Below are 22,253 nucleotides of genomic sequence, written 5' to 3'. Positions count from 1 at the left end.
CAAAAGGGGCGGCTTTCTGTAGTAAATAACACGACTCAATGCTTAACGGAGAATGACATGTTTGGACGCTTGATGCCCACTGAGGGCAAGTTTTTTGAATTGTTTAACCAGCACGCGGAATTGTGCGTCAAGGGCGCCAAAGAGATGCTCGGCCTGATGACCAATTTCGACGACCTGGAAAACCGCGTACATGCGATCGAAAGCATCGAGAAACAGGCGGACAAAGTCACCTACGCCACCGTGGAAATGCTGCACAAGACCTTCATCACGCCGATCGACCGCGATGACATCCATCAGCTGATCACGCGCCAGGACGACATCCTCGACCTGCTGGAAGATGCGGCGCAAACCGTCTCGCTGTACGACCTGAAAGCCGTCACGCCGGAAGCCAAGCGCCTGGCCGAACTGGTGCTGGCCTGTACCGAAAAAGTGCGCGACGCCGTCGCCATGCTGCACAACATGGACAACTCGCGCAAGATCGTCGCCATCTGCGAAGAGATCGACCGTCTGGAATCGGACGCCGACCACGTGATGCGCGCCGCCATGTCCAAGCTGTTCCGCGACGAACCGGACGTGCGCAACCTGATCAAGCTGAAAGCGATCTACGAAATTCTGGAAACCGTGACCGACCGTTGCGAAGATGTGTCCAATATTATCGAAGGCATCATCGTCGAAAACGCGTAAGCGTTGGGCCTGTCCTGAACCAGAATCAGAAAAGAAACTACAATGACCATACAAATCAGCATCTACGTGCTAGGCCTGTTGATCGTCCTCGCGCTGCTGTTTGACTTCATGAACGGCTTCCACGATGCCGCCAACGCGATCGCCACGGTGGTCTCGACGGGCGTATTGAAACCGCAGACCGCGGTTGCCATGGCCGCCACGTTCAACTTCGTCGCCATTTTCGTGTTCCACCAGCTGACCGTGGCCGCCACGGTGGGCAAGGGCACCATCGACCCGGCGGTGATCGACCAGTACGTGATCTTCGGCGCGCTGATGGGCGCCATCTTCTGGAATTTGTTTACCTGGTACTACGGCATTCCTTCGTCGTCCTCGCACGCCCTGATCGGCGGCCTGGTGGGCGCCGCCGTCGCCAAGTCCGGCACGGGCGCGCTGGTCGCGGCCGGCCTGTGGAAAACCGTGGCCTTCATCGTCATCGCCCCCGTGCTGGGCTTTGTGTTCGGTTCGATCATGATGCTCATCGTGTCGTGGATCTTCGTGCGTTCGACGCCGCGCAAGGTCGACAAGTGGTTTCGCCGTTTGCAACTGGCATCGGCGGCCGCCTATAGCCTGGGCCACGGCGGCAACGATGCGCAAAAAACCATCGGCATCATCTGGATGCTGCTGATCGCCGCCGGCTACTCCAGCGCGGCCGATGCCATGCCGCCGATGTGGGTCATCATCTCGTGCTACACGGCCATCAGCTTCGGCACCCTGTTCGGTGGCTGGCGCATCGTCAAGACCATGGGTCAGAAGATCACCAAGCTCAAACCGGTCGGCGGCTTCTGCGCCGAAACGGGCGGCGCGATCACCCTGTTCGTCTCGACGGCGCTGGGCATTCCCGTGTCGACCACGCACACCATCACGGGCGCCATCGTCGGCGTCGGCTCGGCACAAAAGATGTCGGCCGTGCGCTGGGGCGTGGCGGGCAATATCGTCTGGGCCTGGATCTTCACGATTCCCGCGTCGGCCTTCGTCGCGGCAGTGGCCTGGTGGATTGGCCACCATATAATGTGATGGATAGCCAACGCCAGTAAAAAGGGAGCCTTGCGGCTCCCTTTTTTTATGCGCCGGCCAGTTCCACCGTCAGCCCCTCGTACGCGAGGAACACCTGCAAGCCATGGAGGCGGCTCGCGTAGCGGCCCATCACGTCGGCAAACACGGCTTCGAGCTGCTCGTCGCTGCGCGTCGGTTCGTGGTGGGTGCAGTACAGGCGCCGCGCGCCGCAGCGCAGGGCCAGGTCGAAGGCGGCGTCGAAGGTGCCGTGGCCCCAGCCCTGCTTGCCCGGGTATTCCTCGCGCGTGTAGGAGCAATCCATGATCAGCGCGTCGACGCCGGCGACCAGCGCGTCGATGCCGGCCTGGCGCTGCGCGTTGTGCGACGCGCAGGCCGCATGCTCGGCATGGCCGGGCGCATGCAGGTTGTAGAACGGTTCATGGTCGCCGCTGAAAAACAGCGCGGCGCCGCCGCAGTCGATGCGGTAGCCGAGGTTGACGACAGGGTGGTTCATCTCCGCGCCGCGCACGCGCGCGCCGCCCACCTCGACGGTGTCGCCGGGCGCCAGGGTGCGGTACTCGATGCTGGCCGCCATGGCCGCTTCGCTGACGGGGAAATAGCTGTTTTGCAGCTGCACCGCCATCACGTGCTCGATGCCGCGACCGGCGGCCGCGTCGTGCGCGCCGTGCAGGCGCATGCGGTTGCCGGCCACGAACAGGGGCGAAAACATGGGCAAGCCGTGGATATGGTCCCAGTGGCTGTGCGTGATGAAGACGTGCGCGTCGACAGGCTCGCCCGGCGGCAGTTGCTGCGCCAGCGAGAAGATGCCGCTGCCCGCATCGAGAATGATCAGGCTATCGTTGTCGGTGCGCACTTCGATGCAGGTGGTGTTGCCGCCATAGCGCGCCGTGCGCGGGCCGGGAGAGGGGATGGAGCCACGCACGCCCCTGAACGTGAATTTCATTCAGTACCTTGTTACAGTGTAATTATTGTTGATTCTATTCTAATTAATGAGATTGGCGGCAACATTTGTGTGTGTTGCAATACAGCAAGTTATTTCATTTTGTTGTAACTAAGTAATGTACAGTGCGCAGGGTCGCCGTTACACTGGCGCTTGCCGACTTCCCCTTTATTGCTTGCCCATTACCTGATTGCCGCCAACATGCCTCAGTTGCACCCTGAGAAAATCGCCCACAGACTGGAGCAATTGACCGAACTCAGTGTCGCGCTCGGCCACGGCCAGGGCGGCGAGGGGCACGATATCGGCGCCTTGTTGCAGCGCATCGTGCTGCTGGCAAAAAGCATGAGCGGCGCCGATGGCGCGACCCTGTACCGGCCCGCGCTTGAGGGCCGCCAGCTGGCGTTCGACATCAGCGTCAATGACAGCCTGGGCATCGCGCAGGGCGCCGACATGGGCTTGCCGGGCGTGCCCCTGTTCGATGGCGCGGGCCAGCCCAACCTGGCCTCGGTGGCCGCGTATGCGGCGAACCTGCGCCGCAGCGTGAATGTCGCCGACGTCTACCGCGACGAGGGCTTCAATTTTTCCGGCATGCGCGAGTTTGACCGCCACCACGGCTACCACACGCAATCGATCCTGACGGTGCCCATGAGCGACCATGAGGGCGAGTTGATCGGCGTGCTGCAGCTGGTCAATGCCAAGGATGGCGAAACGGGCCAGGTGCGCGCCTTTTCCTCCACCGACCAGCGCTTCATCGAGGCGCTGGCCGCGCAGGCGGGCGTGGCGCTGACGAATCAATTGCTCATTGCGCAGCTGGAAGAACTGCTCGAATCGCTCGTTACCCTGATCAATATCGGCATCGATGAAAAGTCGCCGTACACGGGGCGCCACTGCCAGTTCGTGCCCGAACTGACGATGCTGCTGGCCGACGCCGCGCATGCGACGGACAGCGGACCGCTGGCCGATTTCCGCCTCAGCGACAACGAACGCAAGCAGCTGTGGCTGGCCGGGCTGCTGCACGACTGCGGCAAGATCACCACGCCCGTGCACGTGGTCGACAAGGCCACCAAGCTGGAAACCATTTTCGACCGCATCGCCCTGATCGACACGCGTTACGAAGTGCTGCTGCGCGACGCCGAGATCGCGGCCCTGCGCCAGCAGGCGGCGCAGCCGCAGCAGAAGGATGCCATCGCCCGCGCGCTGGAGCTCGAGCAGGCGGCGCTGCGCGAAGAGCGCGACTTCATCCGGCGCGTCAACATCGGCGGCGAAAGCATGGCGCAGGCCGACCAGGAGCGCGTGCGGCAGATCGCCCGGCGCCGCTGGCGCGCGGCCGATGGCGAACTGCGCGAGTTTCTCGACGCCGACGAGACGGAAAACCTGACCATCCGCGCCGGCACCCTGACGGCGGCCGAGCGGGCCATCGTCAACAACCATATCAGCGTGTCGATCCGCATGCTCGAAGCGCTGCCGTGGCCGAAGCACCTGCAGAAGGTGCCGGAATACGCGGGCGGCCACCACGAGCGCATGGATGGCAAGGGCTATCCGCGCGGGCTGACGAAGGAGCAGATGTCGGTGCCGGCGCGGCTGATGGCCATCGCCGACATTTTCGAGGCCCTGACGGCGCGCGACCGTCCCTACAAAAAGGGCAAGCCGCTGTCCGAATCCCTGCGCATCCTCGGCAATTTCAGCCTGAACGGGCATATCGACCCGGAGCTGTTCGACGTCTTCATCCGCAGCAAAGTCTATCTGACCTTCGCTGAAAAGCATTTGCATCCGAGCCAGATCGATGCCGTCGACGAGGCGGCCATTCCGGGCTATACCCCTTGAAGCTGTCGCTGGCCCTGCGCAAGCATGGGGCGCGGTCGCTGCTGGGCATACTGCTGACCTTGGCGGCGGCCGTCCTGTGCGTGGCCGGCAACGACACCATCGCGCGGTTTGATTCCATGCTGGGCGACTGGCGCATGCGTCTTGATGCGCCGCAGCTCGACCGCCGCATCGTCATTGTCGACATCGACGAGCGCAGCCTGGCGAAGGTGGGCCGCTTCCCCTGGAGCCGCGACATCCAGGCGCGCCTGGTGCGCCAGCTGACCGGCCATTACGGCGTCGCCGCGCTGGGCTTCGATATCTCGTTTCCCGAAGCGGACACCAGTTCCGGCTACGCCGTGCTGCAAGGACTGGCGCGCGGCGAACTGGCGGGCGTGGCCGGCCTGCCGGCGCAACTGGAAAAACTGCGCCCGGCCATGGACTACGACGGCCTGTTCGCCGAGGCCATGCGCGGCCAGCCCGTGGTGCTGGGCTACAGCGTGTCGGAGCAGCAAAGGAAGGGCGTGCTGCCCAAGCCGGCTTTTACCGTCGCCGACTTGAACGGGCGCAGCGTCACGGCCTACGTGGCGCGCGGCTACGAAGCCAATGTCGCGCCCCTGCAGGCGGCCGCGCAGGGCGCCGGCATCTTCACGGCGCTGACCGATGCCGACGGCGTCGTGCGTTCCTCGACCCTGTTGCAGCGCATCGGCGACGGTTATTATCCATCGCTGTCGCTGGCCACCGTCGCCGTCTACCTGCAGGCGCGCGCCATCGCGCCGCGCTTCACGAGCACGGCCGATACCCTGTCGGCGCGCGAACTGGCCAACGGCGGACTCGAACACCTGATGCTGTTCACGCCGCGCGGCGCGCTGGCGATACCCGTCGGTGAAGCCTTGACCACCACGGTGCAGTACCGCGGCGCGGGCGGCCCCGATGGCGGCGCCTTCCGCTATGTGTCGGCGTCCGACGTGCTGGCCGGTACGGTACCGGTCGAACTGCTGAAGGGCGCCCTCGTGCTGGTGGGCACCACGGCGCCCGGCTTGAACGATATCCGCGCCACGCCCGTGAATGCGGAGTATCCAGGGGTGGAGGTGCACGCCAACCTGATCAAGTCCATGCTCGACGGCCGTTTCAAGGCGCGGCCCGACTATGCGCTGGCGCTCGAACTGGCGCAGATCGTGCTGTTTGGCCTGCTGCTGGCGGGCGCCTTGGTCGTGCTGCCGCCGGCCGGCGTGATGCTGGCCACCGTGGGCGCGCTGGCGGCCGCCATCGCCATCAATCTGTATCTGTACACCGTGCACGACCTGGTGCTGGGCGGCGCCGTGCTGCTGTTGCTGATCGTCGCGCTGTTCATCGTCAACCTGGCGTGGGGCTATTTTTTCGAGGTGCGCAAGGGCCGCGCGCTGGTGGCCCGCTTCGGCGAATATGTGGCGCCCGAGCTGGTGGCGGAGATGGCCGACGATCCGCGCCGCTACACCATGGAGGGCGAGAACCGCGAACTGACGGTGCTGTTTGCCGACGTGCGCGGGTTCACGGCCATCTCCGAGCAGCTGGCGCCGGCCGCGCTGCGCGAGTACATCAATGAATACCTGACGGCCATGTCGGAAGATATCCGCGACAGCCATGGCGGCACCCTGGACAAATACATCGGCGACGCCGTGATGGCGTTCTGGGGCGCGCCCGTCGCCTTTGCCGACCACGCCAGCCGCGCCGTCGCCAGCGCCCTGCTGATGCAGGGCGGCGCGGCGCGGCTGAACCAGCGGTTTTGCGCGCGCGGCTGGCCGGCGCTGCGCATCGGCATCGGCCTCAATACGGGCCCCATGCATGTGGGCGACATGGGCTCGCGCATCCGCCGCGCCTATACCGTCATGGGCGACAGCGTCAACCTGGCCGCGCGCCTGGAAGGGGCCAGCAAGCGCTATGGCGTGGGCATCGTGGTGGGCGCGGCCACGCGCTTGGCGGCCGCCGAATTCCTGTACCGCGAGCTGGATCGTGTCAGGGTGCAGGGCAAGCAGGAGGCGGTGGCCATCTTCGAGCCGCGCTGCCTGCTGGCCGATGCGACGGCCGCCGAGCTGGCGCAGCTGGAACGCTGGCATGCGGCGCTGGCCCGGCTGCGCGCGCGCGACTGGCCCGCCGCCGCCGCCCTGATCGGGCAATTGCAGGCGGATTTTCCCGACGATGGCCTGTACCGGCTGTATGCGGCGCGCGTGGACGCTTACCGCCGCGCGCCGCCGGCGCCCGACTGGGATGGCGTGACCATACTGGATGGCAAATAAATTGTGGGTGAGCAGAATAATGTTGTTGAATAGCTCATCCTTGATCGATGTAGGCACGATGTATGCTGCGTTGCGATGAAAATCAGGGGAAAACGTTAGAAATTTCTGACTGGAAACTAAAAGCCGTCTAAAATTTGTCTTCAATCCATTGTCGGACACGCTGGCGCCTGCGGGCCGCGCGCTTGTCCGGTTACACAAGAAATCCTTCACATGACATATCGTTTGGTGCACCTGCTTGCGGGTTCCGCGCTGCTGTTCGCCGTCGGCGCCGTCGGCGCCGCCGGCGCCACTGTTTCCGTCGATGACGCCGCGCCTGCGCTGCAGGAAGACGGCGTGCCGCGCTTCGAGATTCGCCGTTTCGACGTCCAGGGCAACACCCTGCTCACGTCCGCGCAGGTGCAAGCCTTGCTGGCGCCTTTTACGGGGGCGCAGCGCGACTTTTCCGACATTGCCCGCGCCGTCGAGGCGCTGGAAGGGGCTTACCGCGCGCGCGGTTACAGCGCCGTGCAGGTGCAACTGCCCGAGCAGGAACTGGAGCGCGGCGTGGTGCGCCTGAACGTGCTGCAAACACCGCTGGGCAAGCTTGCCATCAGCGGCAACCTCCACGTTGACGAGGCCAACGTGCGGCGCGCCCTGCCGTCCTTGCGCGAAGGCGAGACGCCGAACTTGCCCGCCCTGTCGCAAAGCCTGAAGCTGGCCAATGAAAACCCGGCGCGCAAGATCGAAGTGCGCCTGCAGGCCGACGAGCCGGCCGGCGCCATCGACGCCATCGTCACGGTGGCCGATGACAAGCCGTGGAAAGCCATGCTCAATGTGGACAATACGGGCAATGCGCAAACGGGCAAGACGCACGTGGGCGTGGTGCTGCAGCATGCCAACCTGTTCGGCCACGACCACGTGGCCAGCCTGCAATACACGAGCAGCCTGGAAAAGCCGGACAAGGTGGGCGTGTATGGCGCCGGCTACCACTTGCCGCTGTACGCGCTGGGCGACTCGATGGATTTTTTCGCCAGCTATTCGAACGTCGATTCGGGCAGCGTCTCGGCCGGCATTTTCGACCTGGCCGTCAGCGGCCAGGGCAGCATGGCCGGCATCCGCTACAACCAGAACTTTGCCCGCAGCGGCGATTTCGAACCCAAGCTCGTGTACGGCGTCGATTACAAGGCCTACCGCAACAGCGTGCAATTGTTCGGCATGGAACTGGGCGCCGACGTCACCGTGCATCCGCTCAGCGTCAGCTACATCGGTGCCTGGTCGCTGCCCACGGGCGAGACCAGCGTGGCGCTCACCTTCGCGCATAACATCCCTGGCGGCAAACATGGCGCGCAAGCCGATTTCGAACGCGTGCGCGCGCATGCCAAGGCCGCTTACAACACGGTGCGCCTGAGCGCCAGCACGGGGCGCGTGCTGGATGGCGACTGGCAATGGCGCGCGCTCGTCAATGCGCAAGTTACGCCGGACGCGCTGGTGCCGGGCGAGCAGTTCGGCGCCGGCGGCGCGGCGTCCGTGCGCGGCTTTGCCGAGCGCGAAGTGGCCAATGACTCGGGCGTCAACCTGAACCTGGAACTGTACACGCCGAACTGGTGCGGCCAGGCGCTCGGCTACCAATGCCGCGCGCTGGCCTTCTATGACACGGCCTGGCTGCGCCGCAACCATGCGCTGCCCGGCGAAAGCGCGTCGCAAGGCATCAGCAGCGGCGGCCTCGGCCTGCGTTTGCTGCTGAGCCGCTACGCCAATCTGCAACTCGATTACGCCCATGTCGTCAATGGCGGCGACACGGGACAGCGGGGCGCCAACCGCCTGCATTTCCGCCTCGCCTTGGCCTACTAGCATCAGGATGAACACCATGCACAACCACGTCCCGCACGCCTCCGTTTTCATCCTGACGCCATCATTTTTGTCCCCCCTTGCGCCGCCCCTGCGCCGCACGGCGCTGGCGCTGCTGCTGGCCGGCTGTTTCGGCGCCGCGCAAGCCAACCCCGCCTTGCCGCAGGTGGTCAATGGACAGGCGACGTTCAACCAGCAGGGCAATATCTTCTCGATCACGAACACGCCCAACACCATCATCAACTGGCAGAGCTTTTCCATTCATGCGGGCGAAATCACGCGCTTCATCCAGCAAAACGGCAATAGCGCCGTGCTCAACCGCGTCACGGGACAGGACCCCAGCAAGATCCTCGGCAGCCTCGAATCGAACGGCAAGGTCTTCCTGATCAACCCGAACGGCATCGTCTTTGGCCAGGGCGCGAAAGTGGACGTGAATGGCCTGGTGGCATCGAGCCTGGGCATGACGAACGAGGATTTCCTGTCCGGCAAGCGCCAGTTCACGGCGGGGGCCATCGCCGGCGGCGTCGCCAATGCGGGCACGATCAACGCGGGCAAGGGCGGGCAAGTGCTGCTGATCGCGCCGAACGTGGAAAACACGGGCCTCATCACGGCGCCGAACGGCGAAGTGATCCTGGCGGCCGGGCGCAGCGTGCAGCTGGCCGACCCCGGCAATCCGCAATTGCGCGTGCTGGTCTCGGCGCCAGCCGACCAGGCCCTGAACCTGGGGCAGATCATCGCCCAGGGCGGCAGCATCGGCATGGCCGGCGCGCTGGTCAGCCAGCGCGGCGTGCTCAATGCGAACAGCGCCGTCGTCGGCGAGAACGGCAGGATCGTGCTCAAGGCCAGCGGCAAGGCGCTGCTCGAGGCGGGCAGCGTCACCAGCGCCACGGGTGCGGCGGGCAAGGGCGGCGAGATCCAGGTGCTGGGCGAACAGGTGGGCTTGCTGGGTAATGCAAAGATCGACGCCAGCGGCGCCACAGGCGGCGGCACGGTCTTGCTGGGCGGTGACTACCAGGGCAAGAACGCGGCCGTGCAGAATGCGCGGCAAGTGCTGGTCGGCAAGGACGCCAGCGTCACCGCCGATGCCATCGGCAATGGCAACGGCGGCAAGATCATCGCCTGGGGCAACGAGTCGGCGCAGGTGCACGGCAGCCTTTTCGCGCGCGGCGGAGCGCAAGGCGGCGACGGCGGTTTCGTGGAAACGTCCGGCCATTCCCTGACCGTCGACGGCATCCGCGTCAATACCAGCGCGGCGCGCGGCAAGCGCGGCAACTGGCTGCTCGATCCTTACGATATCACCGTGGTCGCCGGTTCCGGCGGCGAACTGAGCGAAGTCGACCAGTTCGCCGACGCACCGTCCACCGGCAACACCGATCTCGGCGCCGACCTGATTTCTGGCGCCAGCAGCAACGTCACCTTGCAGGCAACGCATCGCATCAACTTCAACAGCGCCATCAACATCACCCGGCAAGACGTGGGCCTGACGGCGCAGGCGGGCGAAACGATCAACGTTAATGCCTCCATCACCACCAATGGCGGAGCCATCACATTATTGGCCAATGATGCCAGCAGCGGCAGCGTCGGGGCTGTTGGCTCGCATGTGAATCTGGCCGCGCCGATCACCAGCAATGGCGGTAGCGTTTATCTTTCCGGCGCCAGCGTGGGTGGCGCCGGCGTGGTCGACGTCGGCAGCGGCTATCTGAGCTTGATCAGCAATTTCCAGGGCGGTGCTATCGACCTGACCGGTAGCGGGGATCAGTTGCTGGGCAGCGGGATCGCCGACCAGACGGTGACCTTGCAGGCAGATAATATCGGCATCAACGGCAAGGTCAATTTCGGCGGCTCGGCCGGCGGCGCGAATGTCATCATCAAGCCCCTGAGCAGTTCGCGCAGCATCGACCTGGGCACCAAATCGGGTACGGCCCTGAGTTTGAACACCGTTGAACTGGCAGGCATCTCCGCCTCGTCGCTGACCATCGGCGACGGCACGAACACGGGCGGCATGCGGATATCGGCTGCGCTCGCCAGGACCGGCGATCTGCACCTCAATTCAGGTTCCGCCATCACGGCCACGGCTGCCGTCACGGTGGACGGCAGCTTTGTGCTGGATGGCGGCATCTGGGTGCAAAACGGGGCGACCCTGCCAGGATTCAGCGCCCGCAGCTTTACCATCGGCAGCGGCGCCGGCTTCCTGCGCGTGGCCGGCGGCGACGGTGGCGCGACACCCTATCTGCTGGCCGATATCTATGGCTTGCAAGGCATCGCCAGCCTGGGTCTCGGCAACAACTACCGCCTGGCCGGCAATATCGACGCCAGCGGCACCGTGAACTGGAACAATGGCCAGGGTTTTGTGCCGATCGCCGGCGGCGGCAGCGGTTTTTCCGGCGTCTTCGATGGCGGCGGATTTACGCTCAGTAACTTGAAAATCGATCGCAGCCTGGTGCCAGGTTCGGCGGCAGGCCTGTTCGGCAGCGTGCAGGGCGGCAGCTTGCGCAACCTGACCCTGAGCGGCGGCAGCGTCGCCGGCAGGGCCAACGTGGGCGCGCTGGCGGGTGAGGTCGTCAGCGGCACGATCGACAACGTGAACAGCAGCGTGGCCGTCAGCGGCCAGCGCAATGTCGGCGGCCTGGTGGGCAGCAACGGCGGCGCCATCACGCTGTCGGCCAGCAGCGGCGCCGTCACCGGCGTGAATGCCGATGGCGGCGGCGCCATCGGCGGCCTGGCGGGAGTGAACGCGTCCGGCGCCAGCATCGCCACCTCGTACGCCACCGGCGTGGTGACGGGCGCGCGCGAGATGATCGGCGGCCTGGTCGGCAACAACCAGGGCGCGCTGAGCCAATCCTATGCCACCGGCAACGTCAGTGGCGCGCGCAGCATCGGCGGCCTGGTGGGCCTGAACGGCGGCAGCATCAATGACGCCTATGCCAGCGGCGCCGTGGGCCGGGCCGGCACTGCCGATCCCATCCTGTCCATGGAAAACATGGGCGGGCTGGTCGGTGAAAGCACGGGCAGCGTCAGCCATGTCTTCAGCAGCGGCGCCGTGAGCGGCGACGGCTATGCGGCCGTGGGCGCGGTGGCCGGCCGCGTGTCCGCCGGTTCCCCGTTCAGCTATGGCTTTTTCAATTCTGACACCTCGCTGGTGCAGACCGATGGCGGCCGCTCCATCGGCCGCAGCACGGCGCAGATGCGGCAGCAAGGCAGTTTCAACGACTACAATTTCAGCAGCGTGTGGCGCATCTACGACGGCTACACGACGCCGATGCTGAAGGCTTTCCTGAAACCGCTGCAAGTGAACCTCTCGGGCAATGCCACGGGCAAGGTTTACGATGGACAGCTGGCCGCCTTCCTCGGTTCGATCGGCTATGTGGGATTGATCGACGGCGATACGGGCGTGAATGGCAGCCTCGGCTACGGCAGCAACGCGCGCAATGTGGGCAGCTATGCCGCGACGGGCCTGTGGTCGACCAAGTACGACATCACCTTGGGCGGCACGACGACCTTCGCCATCACGCCGCGCACCCTCAACGTGCAATTTAACGGCGTCAACAAGGTCTATGACGGCACGACAGGCGCCGCGCTGGGTTTCGGCGATGACCGGGTTGCCGGTGACCGCCTGGACCTGTCGGCCCTGGCCAGCTTCAGCGACAAGAATGCGGGCGCGGGCAAGACAGTATTCGTGACGAACCTGAGCCTGGGCGGCGCCGATGCGGGTAATTACCAGCTGACCTCGACGGGCGGCACGACGCAGGCCACGATCGCGCAAAAACAATTGTCCACCTGGGTCGGTAGCGGCAGTGGCTTGTGGAGCGACGCGGCCAACTGGGACGGCGGCGTGGTGCCGGAAGGCGCGAACGTGCTGGCTGTCGACTTTGGCAACAGCCAGGGCATCGTCACCTACAGCGCGGCGGCCGGCAGCACCATCCTGAAAAACCTGAACTCGGCGACGGGCTTGCTGTTGACGGGCGGCAGCTTGAGCCTCGGTGACAGCGCGCTGGACCGCTCCGTGCTGGCCGGCCTGGACATCCATGGCGGCAGCTTGTTGCTGAACGGCAGCCTGTCGGCCGACCGCTATGCGCAAGGCGGCGGCGTGCTGAGCGGCAACGGTAACTTGCTTGTCGCCAATAGTTTTAATCAGACGGCCGGCGCCATCCGGCTGGCGGGCCAGCTGGCCATCACGCAGGCGGCGGGCGATCTGCGCTTCGCCAGCCTGGCGGCGAACGAAGTACGCTTGAGCGCATTGAACGGCGCCATCGGCCAGGATGGCGCGCTGCTCGCCGGCAGCCTCGATGCGCAGGCGCAAAACGGCATCGTGCTGGGTAATGCTGGCAACCAGGTGGGCAGTTTTACGGCGAACAATAGTGCCGGCGGCGGCATTACGCTGAACAATACCTCGGCGCCGGGCAGCTTGACCCTGGGAACGCTGAGCACTGGCGCGGGCAATATCGCCATCGACAACACGGGGGGCGTGACGGCCGGCGATATCGATGCGCATGGCGGCAACGTCAGCGTGACGGCGCACAGCCCCGTCACCGTCAACGGCAAGATCGCAGGCAATGACATCGCCCTCAATGCCAGCACGGACGTGTTGCTGGGTAATGGCGCGCAGCTGGCGGCGGCGCGCGACATCAGCCTGGTGGCCGGCGGCGACATCCGCATCGAAGGCGATGCCAAGGTCCTCGGCGGCGGCAATTTTGCCGCCAGCGCGGAAGGCTCCGTGCGCTTTGCGGACACGGCCAGCGTCGCCTTGCCGGCGGCGGCCAGCATGAGCGTGCTGGCGAAAACGGGTGGCATCACGGGGACGTCGGGTGTGCGCATCAACCGCCAGCGCACGGGCGTGACCCTGCTGGCGCCGAATGGCGCGGTGAGCATGGCGGATGCCATCTTCCTGCCCGCCACGACCATCGATCCGCCCTTCATCAATCCTGGCCTGAACACGGCCATCGACGATGCGTTGCGTATCATCAAGCAGGCTGACCGTGCCAATGATGCGCTCGCGTTTACCTCGCCGGCCAAGACTGACGACAAGAAAAAAGACAGCAAGGATGTTGCTGATGCTGCAGACAAACCCACAGGACACAACTACGATGATACCGTTAAAAAAATGTACTGCAATTAAGGCCTTGCTGTGGCTGGCCCTGATGTGCGTGGGCGCGCACGCCTGGGCCGGGCAGGTTGCCGGTACCGTCATGCAATTGAGCGGTCCCTTGTTGGCCAAGAAGGCGGATGGCAAGGTGAAAATCCTGGCCATCAAGTCCGAAGTCGAGCAGGGGGACACCTTGCTGACGGAAAAGGAAACCTATGCCTTGATCAAGCTGATCGACAATAGCGAAATCACCCTGAAGCCGAACAGCAGTTTCGTGATCGAGCAATTCAGCTATGTGGCCGAGCAGCCCGATGGCGACCGCGCCATCTTCAGTCTGCTCAAGGGGGGCTTGCGTTCCGTCACGGGCTTGCTGGGCAAGCGCAACAAGGAGCGCTTCGAGATGAAGACGCCGGCCGCCACCATCGGCATTCGCGGCACGACGTTTGTCGCCACCTATGTGCCGCCCTCGGCACCGGCGGCGCCAACGGTGACGCCACCGCCAGGGGGAACGAGGGCACCGGGCCTGTATGTGCAGGTGCTCGATGGCTTGATTCATGTGACCAATCCTGCCGGGACGCAGAATTTTGCCGCCGGCCAGTTCGGTTTTACGCCCAGCTTCAAGCAGCCGCCCGTGATGCTGCCTGTCAATCCCGGCATCCCGTTCACGCCGCCGCCGGTCTTTTCATCGTCGTCATCGGGCCCGGGCAGCGCGGCAGGCGGCGGCAAGCCGGCCGCCATCGATTGCGTCGTGCGCTAAGCGTCGTCAAACAAGCCCGGCACACCGTGCAAATAGGGCTTGACCTTCCCATCATGGGATAGCAGATCCTGTCCGTATTCGTTACTCTTTCGTACAGGATCTGCCATGAACCAGGCCGCACTCGCTCCCGCCACTTCCCCTCCCGCCGCCGCGCATGCGCAGGCGCTGGCCATCGAAGGCATGAGCTGCGCCTCGTGCGTGGGCCGCGTGGAAAAGGCCCTCGCCGCCGTGCCCGGCGTGAGCCAGGCCAGCGTCAACCTGGCCACCGAAATGGCCAAAGTCACGTCCAGCACGCCGATTCCCCTGGCCACCTTGCAAGCGGCCGTGGAAAAGGCCGGCTACAGCGTGGCGCAACGCGAAATCGACCTGAATATCGCCGGTATGACGTGCGCCTCGTGCGTGGGCCGGGTGGAAAAAGCCTTGCTGAAAGTGCCGGGCGTGCTGGCCGCCAGCGTCAACCTGGCCACGGAAAGCGCGCGCATCAAGGTGACGGGCGAGGCCGATGCGGCCACCCTGATCGCCGCCATCGACAAGGCTGGCTATGCCGCCACGGTGCCCGCCGCCAGCCAGGCCAGCGCGCCCGCTGCGGCGTCCAACCGCGACGGCATGAAAGTGGCGTTCGCGGCCGTGCTGGCCTTCCCCCTGATGCTGCCCATGCTGCTCGAGTGGGCCGGCATCCACCTGATGCTGCCCGGCGCTCTGCAGTTCGCCCTGGCCACACCCGTGCAGTTTTACTTTGGCGCGCGTTTCTACAAGGCGGGCTGGAAGGCGGCCCGCGCCGGCAGCGGCAATATGGATCTGCTGGTGGCGCTGGGTACGAGCGCCGCGTACGGCTTGTCCGTCTATCAATGGCTGACGGCCGGCGAGATGCTGCCGCACCTGTACTTCGAGGCCTCGGCCGTCGTCATCACCCTGGTGCTGCTGGGCAAATGGCTGGAAAGCCGCGCCAAGCGCCAAACGGCCTCGGCCATCCGCGCGCTGCAGGTCTTGCGTCCGGAAGCGGCCCGCGTGCGCCGCGATGGCGTCGAGATCGACTTGCCCGTGGAACAGGTCAAAGTGGGCGACCTGGTGGTCATCCGCCCTGGTGAGCGGGTGGCCGTCGATGGCGTGGTGGTGGAAGGCGCCAGCCAGATCAATGAATCGCTGATCACCGGTGAAAGCTTGCCGGTCGATAAGCATCCGGGCGACAAGGTCACGGGCGGCGCCATCAATGCCGATGGCTTGTTGCTGGTGCGCACGCAGGCCGTGGGCGGCGAGACGACCTTGTCGCGCATCATCCGCCTGGTGGAAGATGCGCAGGCAGCCAAGGCGCCGATCCAGCATCTGGTCGACAAGGTCAGCGCCATTTTCGTGCCCGTGGTGCTGCTGCTGGCGCTGCTGACCATGCTGGGCTGGTGGTTCGCCACGGGCGAGCTGGAGAACGCCATCATCAATGCCGTGGCCGTGCTGGTCATCGCCTGTCCGTGCGCGCTGGGCCTGGCCACGCCGACGGCCATCATGGCCGGCACGGGCGTGGCCGCCCGCTACGGCATCCTGATCAAGGATGCGGAAGCGCTGGAAGTGGCGCATGCCGTCAATACCGTCGTGTTCGACAAGACGGGTACCCTGACGGTGGGCAAACCTGCCTTGGCGGCCCTGCATGCGCACGGCATCGACGATGCGCGGCTGCTGCAACTGGCGGCCAGCATCCAGCGCGGCAGCGAGCACAGCCTGGCCACGGCCGTGCTCGATGCTGCCAGCGCGCGCCACATCGATCCCTTGCCAGCGACGGGTCTGTCGGCCTTGCCGGGGCGCGGCCTGGCGGCGAATGTCGATGGACTGGACCTGAAACTGGGCAGTACGCGCCTGATGCAGGAGTTAAACGTGAATATGGCGCCGCTGGCGGCACAGGCCCTGTCCCTGGAAAACACGGGCAACACGATCTCGTGGCTGGCGTCGGGATCGGAACTGCTGGGCCTGTTTGCCTTCAGCGACCAGGTCAAGCCGAATGCGCAGGCGGCCATAGCCCATCTGCACAGCCTGGGTATCCGCACGGTGATGTTGACGGGGGATAACCAAGGCAGCGCGGACGCCGTCGGCAAGCTGCTGGGTATCGACACGGTGGCGGCGAAAATGCTGCCGGCCGATAAAACCGCTAAAATTGTCGCGCTGAAAGGCGAGGGCGCGAAAGTGGCCATGGTCGGGGACGGCATCAACGATGCGCCGGCGCTGGCGGCAGCCGACGTGGGCATCGCCATGTCGACGGGGACCGATGTGGCCATGCATGCGGCCGGCATCACGCTGATGCGCGGCGATCCGGCCCTGGTGGCGGACGCCATCGATATCTCGCGCCGCACCTACAGCAAGATACGGCAGAATCTGTTCTGGGCCTTCATTTATAACCTGATCGGCATTCCGCTGGCCGCCTTCGGCTTGCTCAACCCCATGGTGGCGGGCGCGGCGATGGCCTTCAGTTCGGTCAGCGTGATCAGCAATGCCCTGTTGCTGCGCCGCTGGAAAGCCCGCAGTCATTCAGGTGGCACGCATACCAAGGAGCAATAAGGATGAATATCGGCCAGGCGGCAAGCGAGACGGGCGTATCGGCAAAAATGATACGCTACTACGAAAGTATTGCCCTGTTAAAACCCAGCGCGCGCAGCGACGCCGGTTACCGCATCTACACGCCGAACGACTTGCACGCCTTGCGTTTCATTAAACGCGGGCGGGGGCTGGGTTTTTCGCTGGAACAGATCCGCGAACTGCTGTCGCTGTGGCAAAACGACCAGCGCGCCAGCGCGGACGTGAAAGGCATCGCCCTGGCGCACGTCGACGAGCTCAACAAGCGCATCGCCGAACTGACGGAAATGCGCGATACCCTGGCCCACCTGGCGCAATCGTGCCACGGCGACGACAGGCCCGATTGCCCCATCCTGCAAAGCCTGGGGCTGGCCGGTGACACGGAAGCGAAAGCCTGTTGCCATTGAGGTAAATCAACGGAGGTGTGTATGGTCTATGAACTGTACTACTGGCCCACGATACAGGGACGTGGAGAATTCATCCGCCTGGCGCTGGAAGAGGCGGGCGCCGATTATCGCGATATCGCCCGCTTGCCCGAGCGCAAGGGGCAGGGCATGCCGGCCATGCTGGCCTGCCTTGATGGCGACAGCACGCCACACGCCGCCTACGCGCCGCCCGTGCTGCGCGATGGCGATGTGCTGATCGGCCAGACGAGCAATATCCTGCTGTACCTGGGCCGGCGCCTGGGCCTGGCGCCGCGCGCGGAAAGCGGGCGCCTGTGGCTGAACCAGCTGCAGCTGACGATGTCGGACTGGCTCACGGAAGTACATGACACGCACCATCCGCTGTCGGTGAACCAATATTATGAAGAGCAACAGCAGGCGGCCATGCTGCGCAGCGTCGATTTCCGCGCAACACGTTTGCCCAAATTCCTCGATTACTTTAACCAAGTCTTGCTGAACAGCCGGGGCCAGTATCTGCTGGGTGCAAGACTCACGTATGGCGACCTGTCGCTGTTCCAGATGCTGGCGGGCTTGCGTTACGCGTTTCCGCAAGCCATGGCGCGCCTGGCGCCCCGGTATCCCGCCCTGTTTGACTTGCACGATGCCGTGGCGGTGCGCCCGAACATCGCCCGCTACCTGCGCTCGAAGCGCAGAATCGCCTTCAATGAGGAAGGCATCTTTCGCCACTATCCCGAGCTGGACGGGTAAATAAAAACAGCCGGCGCAAGGGCCGACTGTCTTGTTGCTGCTGTTGCTGCTGTTACTGCGCGCTGGTCACGGGGTAGCCCGCTTCCACGATGGCCGCGCTGATGGCGCCCAGTTCGGCGGGCGATTCCACCGTGACGCGCTTGCTGGCCAGGTCGATCTGCACCTGGGCTTGCGGATCGACGCCTTGCACCGCTTTCGTGACCGAGCCGACGCAATGGCCGCAGCTCATGTTTTCAACTTGTAACTGATACATGCAAGCACTCCTTGAATGATTAAGTGCTTCCACTGTAAGCCTTCCCCCGATGGTAAGGTCAAGGGGAAAGCTGCCGTGCGGATCAATTCAGCAGGAAATCGACAGCTTGCATGGGCGGCGGCACGTTCTCATCCTGCACGGATTCGCGCAAGCTGATTTCGATGGCGCGGCACATGGCCGACAGCGGCAAGTCGTTGGCATCTTCGCCGAACGGTTCCTCGATCTCGTCGCCCAGGGCATCGAGGCCAAAGAAGGTATAGGCGACGATGGCGACGACGAACGGCGTCATGAAGCCGAGCGAATCGACGAGACCGAAGGGCAGCAGGAAACAGTACAGATAAGCCGTGCGGTGCAGCAGCAGCGAGTACGAGAAGGGAATCGGCGTGCTGCGGATGCGTTCGCACGAAGCGCCTGCCGCCACCATGGCCGAGACCGTGTTATCGATCTGCGTGGCCAGGATGCTGTCGATGCGGCCCTGCCGGATGCAGTCGGCCAGGTCGTGGCCCATCTGCAGCATCAGGTAGTCGGACGGGTTCGCCGCCTTGCAGGCCGCCTCCCATTCGGCAGGGCGCAGCAGCGGCTGCAAGTCGGCCGGTCCGCGCGTGTCGCGCAGTTGGTGGCGCAACGCGTGGCAAAAGGCGATGGTGCGGTAAATCATGCGCACGCGCACATCGTCCAGGCCCAGCCTCGCGTGGGCCGGCGTGTCGCTGCGTATCATCGTCTGGCACTGGCGCGAGAAATTACGGCTGCGCAAGACCAGTTCGCCCCACAGCTTGCGCGCTTCCCAGTAGCGGTCGTAGGCGGCCGTGTTGCGAAAGCCCAGGAAGATAGCCAAGGGCAAGCCGATCAGGGTAAACGGAATGGTGGTGAGGATCACCTTGTGGTCGAACAGGGTGCCGTGGCACCAGGTGACGAGGGTGGCGATCACGGTATTGACGATGAGCGTGGTGCGGATGCGCGGCAGGACGGAGCCGCGCACCACCAGAAAGAGCCTTAGCGCCGAAGGACGCTCGCGCACGATCATATCGCGCTCCCTGCCGGGGGCTGGGCTGGCGGTGAAACGCGCGCCCGGTGATGGGTAAGAGGGGAAAGACGGAGTGGCAATGGCCGGGAACAAAAAGCCCGCGGAGTGTGCGGGCTGAGCTGGGTGTGCATGGGAAACAGTGTAGGGGAGACGGCTTGAGTATAGGCCGCCGGTCCGTTTCCAGCCAATTCACAGTGATAATGGGTATTATTCATTTCATGAATGAATATTTCATTTGTAATATAAATTCATATGACAACATGCTTTTCCGAAATGCACAGCGTTGGGCCAGCATGCATTGTTCATGTGACAAATGGATAGATTTACTCACGTCGCGTCTGTTAGGCTGAATGAGCTATTTGGAAATATTTCCTAAAGCAAAACATGTCATCCCGCTAGCCGCCGCCAGGGGAGCGACCACGCTTGTTTATCCTTCCTGTGAAAGTGATCCGCATGTTTAAAGTCTCCAGCATCTGTCTCGCCACCTTGATCCTGTTGCAAGCCCCTGCCGGCTGGGCCGGCGAACCCGCTCCACTAAGCCAGCGGCAGCAGGCGCTGGCCGCGCAGATCGATGCCAGCATCGCTCCCTATTACAAGCCCACGGAACCGGGCGCCGTCGTCATCGTCGTCAAGGATGGCCAGCCGCTGCTGCGCAAGGCGTATGGCCTGGCCAGCGTGCAGGAAGGCACGCCGCTGACGCCCGACATGTCGCTGCGCCTGGGCTCGATTTCCAAGCAATTCACGGCCGTCGCCATCCTGCTGCTGGCCGACCAGGGCAAGCTGGCCATCACCGATGACATCACGAAGTTTCTGCCCGACTATCCGACCCACGGCAAGAAAATCACGATCGAGCAGTTGCTCGCGCACACGTCCGGCATCCACGACTACACGGTCAAGCCTGAATTCGTGCCGAACAGCACCAAAGACCTGAGTGTGGCGCAGATGATCGATTTCTTCAAGAACGATCCGCTCGATTTTGAACCGGGCACGCAATGGCGCTACAGCAGCTCCGGCTATTTCCTGCTGGGCGCCATCATCGAAAAGGCTGCGGGCCAGCCGTATGCCAATTTCATGGAACAGCAGATCTTTGTGCCGCTGGGCATGAACGACACGGCGTATGAAGGCCACGAGCGCCGGCCGGCCAAGCGGGCGGCCGGGCATATCCGTTCGGGCGAGGCCTATGCGCCGAACCTGCCCTTGAGCATGACGCAGCCGTATGCGGCCGGCGCGCTCGTTTCCACCGTGGACGACCTGGCGCGCTGGGACGCGGCCATCTCCGACGGCAAGCTGCTCAAGGCGGACACCTGGCAACAGGCATTCAACCAGGCCAAGCTGAACGACGGCAAGGTCACCCGCTACGGCTATGGCTGGATGCTGGGCAAGTGGCAAAACACGCCCGTCATCCACCATGGCGGCGGGATCAATGGCTTTGCCACGTATGCGATGCGTTTGCCGAAAGAAAAAGTGTATGTGGCCGTGTTGGAAAACGCGGATACGGGCCTGGTCGATCCCGATGTGGTGGCGCGCAAGGCGGCTGCCGTCGCCGTCGGCCGGCCCTATCCCGAGGTCAAGGTCATCACGCTCAAGCCCGCCATCCTTGACGCCTACGCGGGCGTGTATGCCATCAACGACAAGGCTGGCTATACGATCCGTAACTTCGAGGGCAACTTGCTGCTGCAACGCACGGGCCGTCCGGCACAGCGCATGCTGGCGTACTCGCCCAATGGCTTCCTGATTGAAAATACGCTCACCACTGCCGAATTCGAGCGGGGACCGAAGGGCGAGGCGCAGCTGATCCTCAATGATGGCGGTGAATCGAAGACGGTGCACGAGCGCGCCAGCGCCGCCAAGCCGGCGCGTACGGTGGTCGCCATGACGACGGCGCAATTCGATGCCTATGTGGGCAGGTACGCGCTGGCGCCCGAAGTCTATCTGGACGTGACGCGCGAAGGCGACAAGTTCTTTGCCCAGGTGACGGGCTTCCGCAAGCTGGCCATGTTGCCGATGAGCGATACGGCTTTCTTTTCAAATGAAGTCGATGCGGAAGTACGTTTCAGCAAGGGTGCCAGCGGCAAGACCGAGCAGCTGATATTGCGCCAGGAAGGGCAGGACATGCCGGCCAGAAGGGTGAACTGATGTGTGCAGGCCGGCCGGCGCGCAAGCGCCAAGCCGGCCTACGCCGACATGGCTTGCCAGCCATGCCAGCCGAACGCCGCCACCCACGCCAGCAAGACCGCCAGTCCCGGCAGCAACAGCCACTTCGCCGCCGTCTCTTCCCACGCCACAAAGGGCTTGCCGCCACGCGCGATGGCCAGCAGCGTCTGTCCCCCGTTCAAGCCGGCAAACGGCAGCAGGTTGAAGGCGCACAGTTTCAATGAGAACAGGGCGAACACGAGCGCAAAGCCGTGTGTACGGGCAAACGCCTCTCCATTGCCCAGCAATTCCTGCGCCGTCGACAGCGGTGCCAGCGCACCGCGGATGATTTCTCCGAAGGCGGCGCCAAAGCTGGCCCAGCCTGAGGCTCCCATGATGCCCAGCGACAAGGCCAGCAACACGGCCACGCCGCTCAACGGCAGCAGCACCTGCTTCCACAGCGGCTGGAAGTTGTAGGCATCGAGGCAGGGATCGTCGTCATACAGTTCTTCTTCACGCGTATCTTTCAGCGCCACGCCGCCGGCCAGGGGCAGCAGCTTGATCTTCACTTTTCCCAACGCCAGCAAGGTCGGCCCCACGCCGTAGCTGACGCTGCGCACCGTGATGCCGAACAGCCTGGCGCAGATGGCCATGACGGAAATGTGGATGAGCATGAAGAGGGAGGCGGCGAGCGGCAGATGAAGTGCGGTAGGCAT

15 protein-coding genes are annotated in these 22,253 nt (G+C 64.3%); 11 read left to right on the top strand and 4 right to left on the bottom strand.

Annotation, left to right across the window (positions count from 1 at the left end; all coding sequences use genetic code 11):
- Positions 1-57 precede the first annotated feature (57 nt).
- Entirely contained in the window at positions 58-684 is a 627-nt protein-coding gene (locus tag GCN78_RS01715; RefSeq protein WP_010400015.1) for a DUF47 domain-containing protein, read from the top strand.
- Positions 685-726: 42 nt separating this feature from the next.
- Positions 727-1,737 (top strand): inorganic phosphate transporter, encoded by a 1,011-nt coding sequence (locus GCN78_RS01710; protein WP_152250136.1) that lies wholly within the window; start codon positions 727-729, stop codon positions 1,735-1,737.
- 46 nt (positions 1,738-1,783) lie between these two features.
- Here the strand turns inward: GCN78_RS01710 and GCN78_RS01705 are convergent, their stop codons facing one another.
- Positions 1,784-2,680 carry an MBL fold metallo-hydrolase gene (locus GCN78_RS01705; protein WP_152250135.1) on the bottom strand — a complete coding sequence of 299 codons (897 nt, stop codon included), beginning with the start codon at positions 2,678-2,680 and terminating at the stop codon, positions 1,784-1,786.
- A gap of 198 nt (positions 2,681-2,878) precedes the next feature.
- On the opposite strand from GCN78_RS01705, the gene GCN78_RS01700 reads away from it, so the two are divergent.
- The 8 genes from GCN78_RS01700 to GCN78_RS01665 all read left to right on the top strand — a co-directional run bounded on the left by GCN78_RS01700 (position 2,879) and on the right by GCN78_RS01665 (position 18,127).
- Positions 2,879-4,501, top strand: a complete 1,623-nt coding sequence (locus tag GCN78_RS01700; protein ID WP_152250134.1) for a GAF and HD-GYP domain-containing protein — start codon at positions 2,879-2,881, stop codon at positions 4,499-4,501.
- Positions 4,498-6,753 carry a CHASE2 domain-containing protein gene (locus tag GCN78_RS01695; RefSeq protein ID WP_226939408.1) on the top strand — a complete coding sequence of 752 codons (2,256 nt, stop codon included), beginning with the start codon at positions 4,498-4,500 and terminating at the stop codon, positions 6,751-6,753. The genes GCN78_RS01700 and GCN78_RS01695 overlap by 4 nt, the downstream gene beginning before the upstream one ends.
- A gap of 210 nt (positions 6,754-6,963) precedes the next feature.
- Positions 6,964-8,583: a ShlB/FhaC/HecB family hemolysin secretion/activation protein gene (locus tag GCN78_RS01690; protein ID WP_152250133.1), complete on the top strand. Its 1,620-nt coding sequence runs from the start codon at positions 6,964-6,966 to the stop codon at positions 8,581-8,583.
- A gap of 16 nt (positions 8,584-8,599) precedes the next feature.
- Positions 8,600-13,696 (top strand): two-partner secretion domain-containing protein, encoded by a 5,097-nt coding sequence (locus tag GCN78_RS01685; protein WP_152250132.1) that lies wholly within the window; start codon positions 8,600-8,602, stop codon positions 13,694-13,696.
- Positions 13,665-14,420, top strand: a complete 756-nt coding sequence (locus GCN78_RS01680; protein WP_226939407.1) for a FecR family protein — start codon at positions 13,665-13,667, stop codon at positions 14,418-14,420. Before GCN78_RS01685 ends, GCN78_RS01680 begins: the two co-directional genes overlap by 32 nt.
- A 105-nt stretch (positions 14,421-14,525) precedes the next feature.
- Positions 14,526-16,961: a heavy metal translocating P-type ATPase gene (locus GCN78_RS01675; protein WP_152250131.1), complete on the top strand. Its 2,436-nt coding sequence runs from the start codon at positions 14,526-14,528 to the stop codon at positions 16,959-16,961.
- A 2-nt stretch (positions 16,962-16,963) separates the two neighbouring features.
- Complete coding sequence (cueR, locus tag GCN78_RS01670; RefSeq protein ID WP_152250130.1) at positions 16,964-17,383, top strand: Cu(I)-responsive transcriptional regulator; 420 nt, start codon at positions 16,964-16,966, stop codon at positions 17,381-17,383.
- A 21-nt stretch (positions 17,384-17,404) separates the two neighbouring features.
- Positions 17,405-18,127, top strand: a complete 723-nt coding sequence (locus GCN78_RS01665; RefSeq protein ID WP_193316572.1) for a glutathione S-transferase — start codon at positions 17,405-17,407, stop codon at positions 18,125-18,127.
- A 52-nt stretch (positions 18,128-18,179) separates the two neighbouring features.
- Here the strand turns inward: GCN78_RS01665 and GCN78_RS01660 are convergent, their stop codons facing one another.
- Together GCN78_RS01660 and GCN78_RS01655 are read right to left on the bottom strand one after the other, a co-directional pair.
- Positions 18,180-18,380, bottom strand: a complete 201-nt coding sequence (locus tag GCN78_RS01660) for a heavy-metal-associated domain-containing protein (protein ID WP_077407505.1) — start codon at positions 18,378-18,380, stop codon at positions 18,180-18,182.
- Positions 18,381-18,462: 82 nt separating this feature from the next.
- Positions 18,463-19,404 carry a bestrophin family protein gene (locus tag GCN78_RS01655; RefSeq protein ID WP_152250128.1) on the bottom strand — a complete coding sequence of 314 codons (942 nt, stop codon included), beginning with the start codon at positions 19,402-19,404 and terminating at the stop codon, positions 18,463-18,465.
- Positions 19,405-19,857: 453 nt separating this feature from the next.
- On the opposite strand from GCN78_RS01655, the gene GCN78_RS01650 reads away from it, so the two are divergent.
- The gene (locus GCN78_RS01650; protein WP_152250127.1) at positions 19,858-21,540 is read left to right on the top strand and encodes a serine hydrolase; all 1,683 of its coding nucleotides are present in this window, start codon (positions 19,858-19,860) and stop codon (positions 21,538-21,540) included.
- Between the two features lie 38 nt (positions 21,541-21,578).
- On the opposite strand, the gene GCN78_RS01645 is transcribed toward GCN78_RS01650, so the two are convergent.
- Entirely contained in the window at positions 21,579-22,253 is a 675-nt protein-coding gene (locus tag GCN78_RS01645) for a site-2 protease family protein (RefSeq protein WP_152250126.1), read from the bottom strand.

It is taken from the genome of Janthinobacterium rivuli, assembly GCF_009208735.1.
In the GTDB taxonomy this organism is placed as follows: domain Bacteria; phylum Pseudomonadota; class Gammaproteobacteria; order Burkholderiales; family Burkholderiaceae_D; genus Janthinobacterium.
Note: the sequence above shows the minus strand (reverse complement) of the source record. Positions and strands in the feature narration are given on the sequence as shown.

Excerpts from the sequence above, each read along its gene's own strand:
- GCN78_RS01715 (WP_010400015.1), top strand. The coding sequence starts at position 58 with ATGTTTGGACGCTTGATGCCCACTGAGGGCAAGTTTTTTGAATTGTTT.
- GCN78_RS01710 (WP_152250136.1), top strand. The coding sequence starts at position 727 with ATGACCATACAAATCAGCATCTACGTGCTAGGCCTGTTGATCGTCCTC.
- GCN78_RS01705 (WP_152250135.1), bottom strand. The coding sequence starts at position 2,680 with ATGAAATTCACGTTCAGGGGCGTGCGTGGCTCCATCCCCTCTCCCGGC.
- GCN78_RS01700 (WP_152250134.1), top strand. The coding sequence starts at position 2,879 with ATGCCTCAGTTGCACCCTGAGAAAATCGCCCACAGACTGGAGCAATTG.
- GCN78_RS01690 (WP_152250133.1), top strand. The coding sequence starts at position 6,964 with ATGACATATCGTTTGGTGCACCTGCTTGCGGGTTCCGCGCTGCTGTTC.
- GCN78_RS01685 (WP_152250132.1), top strand. The coding sequence starts at position 8,600 with ATGCACAACCACGTCCCGCACGCCTCCGTTTTCATCCTGACGCCATCA.
- GCN78_RS01680 (WP_226939407.1), top strand. The coding sequence starts at position 13,665 with ATGATACCGTTAAAAAAATGTACTGCAATTAAGGCCTTGCTGTGGCTG.
- GCN78_RS01675 (WP_152250131.1), top strand. The coding sequence starts at position 14,526 with ATGAACCAGGCCGCACTCGCTCCCGCCACTTCCCCTCCCGCCGCCGCG.
- cueR (WP_152250130.1), top strand. The coding sequence starts at position 16,964 with ATGAATATCGGCCAGGCGGCAAGCGAGACGGGCGTATCGGCAAAAATG.
- GCN78_RS01665 (WP_193316572.1), top strand. The coding sequence starts at position 17,405 with ATGGTCTATGAACTGTACTACTGGCCCACGATACAGGGACGTGGAGAA.
- GCN78_RS01660 (WP_077407505.1), bottom strand. The coding sequence starts at position 18,380 with ATGTATCAGTTACAAGTTGAAAACATGAGCTGCGGCCATTGCGTCGGC.
- GCN78_RS01655 (WP_152250128.1), bottom strand. The coding sequence starts at position 19,404 with ATGATCGTGCGCGAGCGTCCTTCGGCGCTAAGGCTCTTTCTGGTGGTG.
- GCN78_RS01650 (WP_152250127.1), top strand. The coding sequence starts at position 19,858 with ATGTTTAAAGTCTCCAGCATCTGTCTCGCCACCTTGATCCTGTTGCAA.
- GCN78_RS01645 (WP_152250126.1), bottom strand. The coding sequence starts at position 22,253 with ATGCCTACCGCACTTCATCTGCCGCTCGCCGCCTCCCTCTTCATGCTC.